Source organism: Vitreoscilla massiliensis, from assembly GCF_001457815.1.
In the GTDB taxonomy this organism is placed as follows: domain Bacteria; phylum Pseudomonadota; class Gammaproteobacteria; order Burkholderiales; family Neisseriaceae; genus Vitreoscilla; species Vitreoscilla massiliensis.
Genome location: NZ_LN898221.1, coordinates 1,042,440 through 1,054,792 on the forward strand (window position 1 = coordinate 1,042,440; position 12,353 = coordinate 1,054,792).

Here is a 12,353-nt window from a genome sequence, read left to right on the forward strand (position 1 = left end):
GGCGGTTTAGGCACCGTTGCCGACATTGCTGATGGCTTGGTTACCAGCACTGATGCCATTGCTGCCCACACTCACGGCATTGGCAGTATTGCCATCTTTGGTAAAGGTTAAGGCATCAGAACCATAGTTAACGCTGTTACCGGTTTTGCTGTTGCTGACTTTCAGGCCGCCTGCATTCAACACGCTGTTATTACCAGCGGTATCGCTGAAGCTGACGCTGTTCAAAGTCATGTCTTTGGCGGTGGCAATGGTAATGGTATTGCCGGTGCGTGACACATCCATATTGCTGCCACTGTTAATCGCGACAGTATTGCCAGCTTTCACCGCAGTGGCGGCATCACCATCGCTTTGCAATTTCCAGCCTTGCTCCAAGGTGGAAATCGAGGTTTGCATGGTGTTCACTTTGCTGCCCAAAGTGGTGATGTTATTGCCCAACACATCCATTTTGCTGGTCAAAGCACTGTTCACCGCTTTTAATTGCGACACGTTCACGCCGTCGGTATCGGCAGAACCAGCAGCCATATTGGTAATGCGGCGTTCGCTGCCAGCTTTACCAATAGACACTTCACCCATCGCCGTACCCGCTACAGCCACTGGATTGCCATCTGCATCCAAGGGTTGATAAGCAGCATCACCAATGTGGGCACCATCGGCCACACTGTTCACACCCAAAGCCACAGAATTGCTGTGAGTTGATGATGAACCCGCACCTATGGCCACGGCATTGTCGACACTGGCCACACTTTGGCCGCCAATGGCAATGGCATTTTTACCCGTGGCTTGCGAACCTTTGACCGAATTGCCACCAATGGCAATCGCGCCATCGGCTGTGGCTTTGGTAGCGGTTGCAGGCGTATTACCACCCGAGCCAATGGCTGTAGCGTTTTTTGCGGTAGCGGCGCTGTTCATACCAATGGCTACCGCTTGTTGCGCCGTCGCTTGGGAAGCTGTACCGATTGTAGTAGCACCCTTGTCCAAACCCTGTGAGCGCGCACCAATGGCAACCGAGCCCGAACCTTCTGTTTTAGACGTCATACCAATGGCGGTACTGAAGTTGCCAATGGCCTGACTTTGCACACCCACAGCCACCGAACCACCACCTTTTGACTCCGTACTTGTCCACTGACTTTTAATCAAAGTCGTGCCCGTTAAAGCGGTGTATTCGGCACCGAATTTGTCAATCACCGAATTCACGTCATCGCCGCCAATGGCCACACTGGAATCACCTGACGCACGGGTATCGTTACCGATAGCCGTTGATTGGTCACCCGCCGCTTGTGACATAGAACCAATGGCGATTGATTGGCCAGTGCCCGCATCCACACGCGCACCATAACCCAAGGCAGTAGAACGGTCGCCTAAAGCTTGGGCGCTGTCACCCAAGGAGTTGATTGGCCATACTGCGCTTTGGCGTTGTTACCAATCGCAATTGAATTATTGGCACTTTTAGAGGATGTACCTACCTGCGCACCTTCGCCTATGGCAACATAATTATTACCAAATTGGCTGGAGGCCGCGTCTGAGCTCTTAAACGACGCATGAGCGGTGCCGCTCAAACCCATGACCATCACAGGCACGCTCAAGGCAGCGATAACGGTTTTAACTGTGGTGCTGCTTTTTTTGCGGGCAGTGGTGTTTTCCGCTACGGCCACATAAGTGCCAGTCGAGTGGTTATAAACAACGCGGTAGGTACGATTCATTGACTGTGTCCTTCAAAACGACGAATCCAGTCCAGCGCCGGTTCATTTTGAAAAACATGAACCCATAGTGTGAGAGTTGCTGTGTGGCGCAGATTGGATGTTTGAGTGTGTGTGACCCTAGCGAGTCTGCAAGTTGAAGGGAAAGTAACACATTGGTTTTGAAAATTTAAGCCCAAAAACCCCGACTTTTTTGGCTAAAAACCCTAAAAAATGACTATGTGCACTAAAACATTTTTGACAAATGTTTTGCATTTGCACGCTTTGCAGTGCATTCATTGCAAAGAAAATTTTGAGTTTTTATGTCAATCATCATGACATGTAAATTGAGCTTTCCACTCCAAACCCAGCAAAAAATTAGCATCTTAACCAAATCCTAAACCAAAATACATATTGCATAAATTTTTTATATATCAACGGCAAATAGCGGCAATATTCAATCAGGTTTTCACTCTAATTTGGCCATCACTCTAGTGCCTTTTTTCGGCCCAAAATTCAGCCAATTTAGCGCTTGAAAATGCTTTACTCTAAGCCTTGACATTTGCCTGAACTTCTCAAAACACGCAACAATATTCCGACGCAACGGTATCTTTATTTCAACATTATTTGCGTTAAATCAAATAAAGATAAGCTTAGAAACTATGGTTTATATGCAACACTTTTTAACTGCAAAATTAGAATAAGCACTAAAATTAGCACAATATGCCAAATAACTGCCAAGCCCTGCACATCCGTACTCGACACCGATTTTGCCGCTGCCAAAGCCGCGTACACAGGACGCTAACGGCAATTTCCGCTACAATGCGTTTTTGCGTCCCAATCTAGCTCCCATGCGCCTTAGCCACATCAAACTCGCCGGTTTTAAATCTTTTGTCGACCCCACCACCTTGCACGTTCCCGGCCAATTGGTTGCGGTGATGGGTCCCAATGGTTGCGGCAAATCCAATGTCATCGATGCGGTGCGTTGGGTCTTGGGCGAAGCCTCAGCCAAGCAATTGCGCGGCGAATCGATGCAAGACGTGATTTTCAATGGCGCGACCACGCGCAAAGCGGTGTCGCGCGCCTCAGTCGAATTGGTGTTCGACAACAGCGACAACCGATTACAGGGCGCTTGGGGGCAATACAGCGAGGTAGCGATTAAGCGCACCCTCACTCGCCAAGGCGAATCGCATTACTACATTAATAACCAAGTGGTGCGCCGCCGTGACATCACCGATTTGTTCTTGGGCACTGGCGTCGGTGCGCGCGGCTATGCCGTCATCGAACAAGGGATGATTTCGCGCATCATCGAAGCACGCCCGGAAGAATTGCGCGCCCACATTGAAGAAGCCGCTGGCGTGTCCAAATACAAAGAGCGCCGCAAAGAAACCGCCGCGCGCTTAAAAGACACCACCGAACACTTGCAACGCCTCGCCGACATCCAAACCGAATTGGAACGGCAAATCGACAAACTCACGCGTCAAGCCGAAACCGCCGAACGCTACCAAGCCTTGTCGCAACAATTACACCAACAACAAGACATTGCCGATTTTGTGCGCTGGCGCGAAGCCGATGCGGCCTTAAACCTCGCCACCAGCACGCAACAAACCTTACAAACCCAATTGGAACAGGCCGAAACCGAGGCGCAGCAATTGGGCGATGCCCATTACCAAGTGCAGGTGGACGAGCAAGTGGCACAACAAGGCTTGGGCGCTTTGAACGAACAAAGAGCGCTGCTGCGCGAACAGGCCGCGCGTTTGGAAGAGCAAATCCAACACGCAAAGCACAGTCGCGAGCGCAACGAACGCGAGCAGCAGCAAACCAACCAACAATTGCACAACATCGGCAGTGAACGCCAACAATTGCAAGACAACATCGCCCACATACAAGTGCAATTGGAAGAACAGCAATTGGCGCATGAAGAATGGCAGCTGCAATTGGAAAGCCTGCACGAGGCACAGCCCGAGCACGAATTGGCCATAGACGCCAGCAACCAAGCATGGCAACACCAGCAAGACACACAACACCGCATGGAGCGCGAGCTGGCCTTGCTGGCGCAGCAATTAGAGCAAAGCCAAGCGCGCACACTGGAATGGCAAACGCGCCAACACCAATTGCGCGATGAATTGGCGGCGCTGGCCTTGCCCGAAGCCGAAGTGGTGGCGGCAGCGCAAGAGCGCGTCGACATTTTGCAATTGCAAACTGCCGAATTGGAAGCGGTATTAGAAAGCCAAGAAGAGCAAGCGCAAGACTTACAGGCCGCATTGCACACCGCACAGCAACAACAGCAACACTGCCAGCAACAAGTGATGCAATTGCAAGCCAAACACGATGCCTTGAGCGCCTTGTTACCGCGCAGCGATGACAACGATGTGTGGGCCGACAGCGAGGCGGCGGTATTGTGGCAACACCTACAAGTGGCGCCACAGTGGCGCGAGGCAGTGCAGTCCTTATTGCGCGAGCGCCAGCATGCGCGCAATGCCGCGCCCGCGCAACATCCCGTCAAGCAAGCCGCCACTTGGCTCACCGGCAATCAAATCCCACAACACGTGTTGCCCGACAGCTTGGCGCAGCAGATACAGGTCGATGCCGGCTTTCAAGACGCCATCAATCTGTGGTTTGGCCACATCCGCTGTGCCGACAATTTGGCCGCGGCCTTGGCCGAGCAAGCGGAATTAAGCCAATACCAATGCTTCATCACCCCACAAGCCGAATTGGTCGACGCGGTGAGCGTGCAGTGTTTGGCCGCCAGCACCGACCTGGCCTTGCAACACCAAGCCGAAATTAACGAATTGAATCTGGCTTTGGACAGCGCGTTGCCAGCGCAAACGCAAGCGCAGCAACAATTGGCTCACTTGCAAGAACAATTGCAACAAAGCCAGCTGCAACACAAACAAACGCAAGCGCAGCACAAATTGGCACACGAACAATTGCGCAGTGCCAATACCGAAGCGACCAAGCTGCTAGAACGCATGCAACAAGGGCAGTTGCGCCATGAACACATCGCGCAAGAATTGGCGCAATTGGCCGAGTCTCTAAGCAGTAGCCAAGCCCAACAAACACAGTGGCAGCAAGAACAACAGCAATTGACGCTGTCCAAACAGCAATTGCAACAAGACTTTGCCGGTTTGAGCGCCCAGCGCGAGGCCTTGCAACAGCAAGTGAAACACAGCCAATTGCAAATCTTGGAAGTGCAACGCCAACAAGGCTTGGTGACTTTGGCCTTGCAAAAAAACCAACAAGCCATCGCCCACCAACAACAGCGTTTGCAACAATTGCACGAGCAAGAAACGCAGTGGTTTGAGCGTCAACAATCGCTGGCCTTGTTCAATGCCGAAGATGAGGCGCTGCAAGACTTACTGGCCGCATTAGACGCCTTGGCCGCGCAAATCAAGACTTTGGACGAGCACATAGGCATAGGCCAAGAACAGCTCAAGCACTTGCAACAACAGCGCGCGCACTTGCAACAGCAGCAACAACAATTGGAACAACAGCTGCCGCAGTGGCGGGCACAGTTGCAACAGCAATTGCTCAATGCCCAACAAGCGCAAATGAACAAGCAGCGCTATGGTGAACAATTGCAAGAACGCGGCGCCAATTGGCAAGCCTTGCAAGACATCGCCGATGTTGACGCCGGCAAGTTGCAACAGCAAATCTCCAGCATCGCCAAACAATTGCAAGCAATGGGCGCGGTGAATTTGGCAGCGCTGCAAGAATTGACCGAGGCGCGCGAGCGTTTTGACTATTACCAAAACCAGCGCAACGATGTGCAGCAAGCGATGGATGCGCTACATGAAGCGATTGCGCAAATCGACAACGAAACCAAAACCCTGTTTCAACAGACGTTTGATGCGGTCAACACCCACATGCAAGAGTTCTTCCCCACGCTGTTTGGCGGCGGCGAGGCACATTTGCAATTGATAGGCGACGACATGCTCGACGCCGGTGTCGCCATCATGGCGCGCCCACCGGGCAAGAAAAACTCCACCATCCATTTGCTCTCAGGCGGCGAAAAAGCCTTAACCGCGATGTCGTTGGTGTTTGCGCTGTTCAGCCTCAATCCAGCGCCGTTCTGCTTATTGGATGAGGTGGATGCACCGCTGGACGATGCCAATACCTCGCGCTTCTGCCGTTTGGTCGAGCAAATGAGCCAGCACACACAATTCTTGTACATCTCGCACAACCGCCTCACCATGGAAATGGCCGAGCAATTGATAGGCGTGACCATGCAAGAAAAAGGCGTATCGCGCATCGTCGAAGTCGATATCAAGCAAGCATTGGAATTGGCAGCGCAATAAGGCGCGATGGTTTTCCAACCTGATTTCTGCTATAAACCCTGCAGCAATAAGCGGCCTGTAACTTACAGGCCGCTTTTGTACAACACACATGAAGGAAATCTTATGTCGTTTTCACAAGATGTTTGGGCACGCAATTTGGATTTGTACCAAGCCACCGTCAACCACCCTTTTAACCAAGAACTGGCCGCCGGTACTTTGGACAAAGACGCGTTCATTCATTACGTCATTCAAGACGCGCATTACCTGTTGGCTTACGGCCGCTCTTTGGCCGTGACCGGCGCCAAGGCTTACCATCCTGACGATGTGATTCAATTCACCGAAGGCGCCAAAGGCGCGATTGTGGTCGAACGCAGCCTGCACGATGGTTTTATGGCCGATTTTGGTATCAGCCAAGCGCAGTTTGAAAACACGCCTTTGTCTATGGCCTGTCATCACTATGTCAGCTTTTTGCAAGCGACTGCATGGAGCGAAACCTTTCCGGTGGTATTGGCCGCCTTGTTGCCGTGTTATTGGATATACGCGCAAGTGGGCAACGACATCGTCGCCAAATCGGCACCGAACAACCCGTATCAAAAATGGGTCGACACCTATGTGAGCGACGAATTTCAGCAAGCGGTGGAAAAAGTGTTGCAAACAATTGATAAACTGGCCGAAAATGCTGATGCAAACACTCTAGAAAAAATGCATGCGGCGTATACGCGCGGGGCAGAGCTGGAATGGCTGTTCTGGGATTCGGCTTACAAACGCGAGACGTGGCCGCACATGATCAAATGATAAAGGGATAAACCATGCAAGAACGATTGCAGCACGCTCGAAACCAGTGGCTACAGGCTTATTATGACGGGGATGTGCCGCAATTGGCACAGCATGAACACCCGCAATTCCAATTGCACAATCGTTTCAGTGGTCACATCGAAGGCAGCGAGCGCCATCAGCACATCGCCTTTGCCGTGGCTCACCAAGCATGGAAACCCGCTCGTTGGCTCATCGCCAGCGAGCGTTTTCAATTCAGCGACGACGGCATGACCTGCCATATCGAATCCATAGCCAGTGCGCCTGCCGCCTTGATACAAGAATTTTGGATGTTGGACGGCGCTTGGCACATCGTGCAATTGGTGTTGTCAGCGCTTGAGTCAAATGAAGACGGCGAAGCTGAAGAAGCAGAAACCATGCTTACAGGCCGCTTATGAAGACCCAGCCTGAGCTGTTACAAGCATGGTTGGCCACACAAAACCTGCCACCTCTCGACCGCACTTATTTGCGCTTTGCCGCCGCCAATGCCAGCGAAGTCTACAAAACCACAGTCGGTGGCGGCCGCGATTGGTTTTGGGCGCAGCCCAACCCTGCCCCAGCGCCATGGCGCAATCTGTTGGGCTCACGCCTGCAAAAAACCCTGCCTTATGTCGATATGGTGGGCAGCGACATCATCAGCAAGCCGCAAGCCTTGCGCGAGCTGCCGTTTCAATACCATCTCAGTTGGAAAGACGGTTTTAACATCGTGCTCATTATGCTGGTGAGCGTGGCGATGATAATGGTGTGGATGCGGGTGGGTACGGTCGAAATCTATGCATGGCTGTTTGGCCTGTATCTGTGTCTGCTGTGCATCAGCAGCGGTGGCAAATGGAGTCGGGTGCGCGCTTTGCGTGCCCCACTCAAGCCGTGGCAACGGGCGCTGCTGTACTTAGAACACAATGCTTTTTGGCGCACACTCTTGTGTGGTCTGGGCGGCTATGGCGTGGCTTGGTCCCTCTTTTGGGTGTGGCCCCAGCTGCCATTTGGCGCGATTTTGGTCGCTTACGTCGTTATTTCCATGCTGGATACCGTGTTCAACAGGTATTTAGACCGCCAATTGGTGCAACAACAGCAGACTGAGCATTACCAATTGTGGCTGTACAACCGCGATGGTCAACGCATGTTGTACGCCCGCGCCAATGAGCGCGCCAGTTTGGCCTTGTTACAACAATGGTTGAATGCACAACAGCAAGCGTATTTTGATGCCCATCCGTTACAACGACCGCATTTGCAGCTTACAGGCCGCTTATGAAACTTGATACCGACTTATTGCAGCCATGGCTATTGCAACAAGGCTTAAGCGCAGACGAGCTGGCCTTGTTCCAAGATGTGTCTTTCGATGGCACACATTTCTACCACTACGATGAGGCATTGATGGCCTATGCCCAAGTCGCCGACTACCGCATTGTGTGCAAACCTGGTTGGCTACAGGCGCGCAAGCGCCGCCATATTTGGGGCAAGGTCTTATTGCTGGTGGCCATCGTGTTGGTACCCCTCCTCAGCAGTGTGCTCAAAGAATATGTGCATGCCGATGTGGCCAAAACCGTTTTCAATCTGTTTCGCGGCATCTTGCTCATCTACATCGTCTGGGTGTTGTGGCAGCTGTTCAAAAAATGGCGCACGCTGCCAGATGAGCATTATGAATTAAGCCTGTTAGACCACAATGGCAATACCAAAATCTTCGCCTGCGCCTACCGCGAACAAGTGTTGTTGCAATTGCAAACATGGCTTCAAAGTGGTGATTTTGTTAGCCACACTGGCATCAACACCACTACAGCCAAACCGCAGCCAGCGCCGACCAAACCTGATAGGTAAGCGTTTGTGGATGGCCTCCAGACCATCCGCCGCACCCTCCACCCTTAATACCTGCCAATACTTTACAGGCCGCATCATGGTATCGCTGCTGGATGTATTAAGCCCAAACTCAGGCTCTCCCGACTGGACACCAGCAGACCAAAGCCAGCTGGCGAACCTGCGCCTAGAACAAGGGCAACTCTATCGCGGCCGCAAAGCCTTGTTTGCCTTAGAGCAAGTCCGTGCTTACAGCATAGAACGCTGTGATGGGGAATACCTGAGTTTACAGGCCGCTGTTGTTGCCCTGAGTAAAGACGCGGCGGTGATGTTGTTGGTGTTACTGATGGCGTGGCTGTTGACGCGGCTATTGCCCGCTGCGGCTCTGCAGCAGTTGCAATACTGGCTGTCTCTTATTGCCAACTTGTGGCTATTGGGCATGCTGTTATTGCTGCTGGGACTGGCTTGGCGCCGACGGGCACGCGAGCCAAGCACCACCACTGCTGTTGCACACTACCGCGTCTGCGCCCATTTAGCGCTTGGACCAGCGCCGCGCTTGGTGTGTGCCCTCAGCAGCGAAGCGGGCGCGCTCCTGCTGCAACACTGTTTACAACGCGTCACCCACAACTTACAGGCCGCTCATGACACCTAAACCCGACCTCTTGGCATTGTGGCGCCAGCAACATCCCAGCAACGCTGCCGACACCGCCACTTTGCAGCAATACCATTGTGATGGTGTGTTGTGGCAACGCCAACCCGAGGCATACATCGCTCGTCTGGCCAATATCCAAGCCAGCAGCATCCACAGCACCCGCACGCAGCCAGCCCCGACACCCGCGCCCACCATTGTATTGATCATGTTATTGCTGGGTATGATGTTGGGGGCGCGCTGGCTGTCGCCGTGGCTGAATCAAGTATTACCCTTACATGTGCTGTTGCTGCTGTTGGTGGCGGTATTGCTGTTGTTTTTTGCTGCCTTGCTGTATCCACATCTGCGCCACCACCGCGCCCGCCACCGTTATAACTACCAATTGTGGCTATACCCTCACCATACTCCACCCATCTTGGCCATCACCCTCACCGAGTTGGATACTGTGCAAGCCTTACAAACATGGTTACACCAATACATGCCGCCAAACAGTGTGTGTGAGCCACGCCTGAATGCCGATGTGATACAGGATTGGCTGGCCGAACAACACACTACCTTGGAAAACATGGCCTTGCTGGCAGATTTGCGTTTGCAACAACAGGTGTTGTACAGCCAGCAACAGCCATTTCTGCCGCTGCGCTACATGCAGGCCTTGCACATCCACAAAGTGGCAGGGCCTTATCAAGCGCCGCAGTTAAATGAATATGCTGATTTTGTCGTACAGGTGTGGGTGATGGTGCTCATCGGCCTGTATTTTTATTTGCCTGATGAGCCTGTGCCCGCGCTGTGGCTGTGGGCGGTATGCACACTGGTGGCGGTGTTAAGCGCCATCCTCATGTTCTTCTCTTTGCCCGATGTGTTCCCAGCCATCCGCAAAAAATCGGCGCCGGCCGCGGCAGAAGCACACTATCTGCTCATGGCCACCAGCTCGCTGAGTCACATGGATGTCCCCATAGCCGCCGCTTACGATTTCAATTTACTCATGGGTTTGCGGCAATTGCTGCTGGAGCAACAACAGCCACGTTAATCCGCTGCTGGACATCAAGCGCCTGTGGCATTGTCCTGCACATTGGCAACGCCCACCTACTAAAGTGATGGTACTGCAGTGCAGCATAGTCAACATCAAAGCGGCCTGTAAACACAGTCACACAGCGCCAACCCTATCGCCATTTGTCGCCGCGCACATATGCACATACAATAAGCGCACGACGCTACCGTCTCTCTTTACAGGCCGCTTATGAGCACAGCGATGGACGCATACAGCCATTTACAACCCTTGCACCTGCCTGAGGCCGATTTGGCCTTGCTGGCGCCATTAAAAATGCGCCAACACACGCTGTATCACGGCCACAAAGCCCTCACCGACGTGCGCAACATCACCCGCCTGCACATCAGCAAAGCATCTGGCACGCCACCTTTGCCTGGCGCCAAAATCACCAAGTGGCTGGTCATCTTATTGCTGTTGTTAATGGTGGTACCGATACCGAACTGGCTGGAAGCACAGGCAGGGGTGATGGCCAAAAATCTGTATGTCAACAGCGTGTTTTTACTCAGCATCGTGGCGAGTGTGGCCGATGTGGCATGGCAAAAACGCCGCCGCCGTTTCCTGCCCAAACAGCATTACCAATTGTGGCTGAACACGCGCATAAAAAAACATGTGCTGGTGGCGCAAACGTATGAGCAAGCCAGCTTACAAGCCTTGCAACAATGGCTGCTTGGCCACATTCCCGCCAACAAACACGCCCACATCATCACCAACAATGCCTTACAAACATGGCTGTCCACCCAAATCACCGAGCCGAAAAACCTCGCCTTGTTGTCCCACCTCAGCGTACACCAACACGCTTTGTACTTTCACAATCAATTCGCACTGCGTTTGGCGAGCGTGCAAAGCTATGTGGTGGAAAAAGTCGATGGCAGTTGTGAACCTGCCAGCGCCAGTACAGGCAGCTTTCATTCGCCTTTTTGGTATGTGTGTATAGTCATGATGCTGTATTTCTTTCCAATGCAGGTGTTTACTGTGTTCATGGTAAGCGCAGTAACATTGGAGTTACTGTTCATCGCATTTGTCGTGTTGGTTTTCTTGGCCGTCATTTGGGCGTTTGTGAGCAGACAAGTGGGTAATACCGACAAGCCAGCTAGCCGCTACCATTACCGCTTGGTGGCGCACACCCAACACGGCAGCCTCACCGTCGCCCACGCGCACGATGCCTTATTGTTGTCAGAATTAAAACATTGGTTGCAACACCAGCCAAGCCAAGCAGCTTCTACCGTCAATTCAAGCGGCCTGTAAGCCGCACCGCCCTCTAGCAAGGAACAATATGAGCTTAATCCAATTAGACATCCACCAACACGTGGCCACAGTCATCCTCAATCGCCCCGAGCAAGGCAACAGCATCGATTTGGCCTCGGCCAAGGAAATGATGGATGTGGCCATACAATGCTCTGAAGACAGCACCATCCGCAGCGTGGTGTTAACCGGCGCGGGCAAAGCGTTTTGTGTCGGCGGTGACATCAAAACGTTTGCCGCCGATGCCGACGAAATCGGCGCTTCCATCAAACAAATTACCTCGTATTTTCACCAAGCGATTTCGCATTGGGTCAATATGCAAAAACCGTTTGTCGGTGCCATCAATGGTGTGGCCGCGGGCGGTGGCATGTCGCTGGCACTGGGCTGTGATTTGCTCTACGCCAGTGAGCAGGCCAAGTTTGTCATGGCTTACAACCAAATCGGTTTTACCCCCGATGGTGCTGGCAGCTATTTCTTGCCGCGCTTGGTCGGTGTGCGCCGCGCTTTGGAATTGCTGTACACCAACCGCGCCTTATCCGCGGCCGAGGCTTTGGACTGGGGCATACTCAATGGCGTGTTGCCGGCAGAGGCATTGTTGCCACATGTACAAGAATTGGCGCAGCGTTTGGCGCAAGGTCCAACTCAAGCGTTTGGCCAGACCAAACGCTTGATGTATCAGTCTTACCACAACAATGTGGATGCGCAAATGGCTTTGGAAGCACAAACTTTGGCGGCGCAATCGCAAAGCAGCGAAGGCTTGGAAGGCGTGAACGCATTTTTGGCCAAACGCCCGCCTTTATTTAAATAAATAAGATGAAAACAATGTCTCATTTAAGGTTTCTTTAAGCTTTGTTTGT

At 52.6% G+C, this 12,353-nt stretch carries 11 protein-coding genes; 9 read left to right on the forward strand and 2 right to left on the reverse strand.

Going from position 1 to position 12,353, the window contains the following annotated elements; translation table 11 throughout:
• Positions 1–6 precede the first annotated feature (6 nt).
• Both BN3003_RS16455 and BN3003_RS16460 read right to left on the reverse strand, forming a co-directional pair.
• Positions 7–1,383 (reverse strand): hypothetical protein, encoded by a 1,377-nt coding sequence (locus BN3003_RS16455; RefSeq protein ID WP_058357700.1) that lies wholly within the window; start codon positions 1,381–1,383, stop codon positions 7–9.
• Positions 1,359–1,700, reverse strand: a complete 342-nt coding sequence (locus BN3003_RS16460) for an ESPR domain-containing protein (RefSeq protein ID WP_058357701.1) — start codon at positions 1,698–1,700, stop codon at positions 1,359–1,361. Before BN3003_RS16460 ends, BN3003_RS16455 begins: the two co-directional genes overlap by 25 nt.
• Positions 1,701–2,527: 827 nt before the next feature.
• On the opposite strand from BN3003_RS16460, the gene smc reads away from it, so the two are divergent.
• The 9 genes from smc to BN3003_RS16505 all read left to right on the forward strand — a co-directional run bounded on the left by smc (position 2,528) and on the right by BN3003_RS16505 (position 12,304).
• Complete coding sequence (smc, locus tag BN3003_RS16465; RefSeq protein ID WP_058357702.1) at positions 2,528–5,974, forward strand: chromosome segregation protein SMC; 3,447 nt, start codon at positions 2,528–2,530, stop codon at positions 5,972–5,974.
• 102 nt (positions 5,975–6,076) lie between these two features.
• Positions 6,077–6,748: a thiaminase II gene (gene tenA, locus BN3003_RS16470; protein WP_058357703.1), complete on the forward strand. Its 672-nt coding sequence runs from the start codon at positions 6,077–6,079 to the stop codon at positions 6,746–6,748.
• Between the two features lie 14 nt (positions 6,749–6,762).
• Positions 6,763–7,164 carry a hypothetical protein gene (locus BN3003_RS16475; protein ID WP_058357704.1) on the forward strand — a complete coding sequence of 134 codons (402 nt, stop codon included), beginning with the start codon at positions 6,763–6,765 and terminating at the stop codon, positions 7,162–7,164.
• Positions 7,161–8,018 (forward strand): hypothetical protein, encoded by an 858-nt coding sequence (locus BN3003_RS16480; protein WP_058357705.1) that lies wholly within the window; start codon positions 7,161–7,163, stop codon positions 8,016–8,018. Before BN3003_RS16475 ends, BN3003_RS16480 begins: the two co-directional genes overlap by 4 nt.
• Complete coding sequence (locus BN3003_RS16485) at positions 8,015–8,581, forward strand: hypothetical protein (RefSeq protein WP_058357706.1); 567 nt, start codon at positions 8,015–8,017, stop codon at positions 8,579–8,581. The genes BN3003_RS16480 and BN3003_RS16485 overlap by 4 nt, the downstream gene beginning before the upstream one ends.
• 10 nt (positions 8,582–8,591) lie before the next feature.
• The gene (locus BN3003_RS16490; RefSeq protein WP_147645458.1) at positions 8,592–9,209 is read left to right on the forward strand and encodes a hypothetical protein; all 618 of its coding nucleotides are present in this window, start codon (positions 8,592–8,594) and stop codon (positions 9,207–9,209) included.
• Positions 9,199–10,233, forward strand: a complete 1,035-nt coding sequence (locus BN3003_RS16495; RefSeq protein WP_058357708.1) for a hypothetical protein — start codon at positions 9,199–9,201, stop codon at positions 10,231–10,233. Before BN3003_RS16490 ends, BN3003_RS16495 begins: the two co-directional genes overlap by 11 nt.
• Positions 10,234–10,455: 222 nt before the next feature.
• Positions 10,456–11,499 (forward strand): hypothetical protein, encoded by a 1,044-nt coding sequence (locus BN3003_RS16500; RefSeq protein WP_058357709.1) that lies wholly within the window; start codon positions 10,456–10,458, stop codon positions 11,497–11,499.
• Between the two features lie 28 nt (positions 11,500–11,527).
• Positions 11,528–12,304 carry an enoyl-CoA hydratase/isomerase family protein gene (locus BN3003_RS16505; protein ID WP_058357710.1) on the forward strand — a complete coding sequence of 259 codons (777 nt, stop codon included), beginning with the start codon at positions 11,528–11,530 and terminating at the stop codon, positions 12,302–12,304.
• Positions 12,305–12,353 lie beyond the last annotated feature (49 nt).

Excerpts from the sequence above, each read along its gene's own strand:
- BN3003_RS16460 (WP_058357701.1), bottom strand. The coding sequence starts at position 1,700 with ATGAATCGTACCTACCGCGTTGTTTATAACCACTCGACTGGCACTTAT.
- smc (WP_058357702.1), top strand. The coding sequence starts at position 2,528 with ATGCGCCTTAGCCACATCAAACTCGCCGGTTTTAAATCTTTTGTCGAC.
- tenA (WP_058357703.1), top strand. The coding sequence starts at position 6,077 with ATGTCGTTTTCACAAGATGTTTGGGCACGCAATTTGGATTTGTACCAA.
- BN3003_RS16475 (WP_058357704.1), top strand. The coding sequence starts at position 6,763 with ATGCAAGAACGATTGCAGCACGCTCGAAACCAGTGGCTACAGGCTTAT.
- BN3003_RS16480 (WP_058357705.1), top strand. The coding sequence starts at position 7,161 with ATGAAGACCCAGCCTGAGCTGTTACAAGCATGGTTGGCCACACAAAAC.
- BN3003_RS16485 (WP_058357706.1), top strand. The coding sequence starts at position 8,015 with ATGAAACTTGATACCGACTTATTGCAGCCATGGCTATTGCAACAAGGC.
- BN3003_RS16490 (WP_147645458.1), top strand. The coding sequence starts at position 8,592 with ATGGCCTCCAGACCATCCGCCGCACCCTCCACCCTTAATACCTGCCAA.
- BN3003_RS16495 (WP_058357708.1), top strand. The coding sequence starts at position 9,199 with ATGACACCTAAACCCGACCTCTTGGCATTGTGGCGCCAGCAACATCCC.
- BN3003_RS16500 (WP_058357709.1), top strand. The coding sequence starts at position 10,456 with ATGGACGCATACAGCCATTTACAACCCTTGCACCTGCCTGAGGCCGAT.
- BN3003_RS16505 (WP_058357710.1), top strand. The coding sequence starts at position 11,528 with ATGAGCTTAATCCAATTAGACATCCACCAACACGTGGCCACAGTCATC.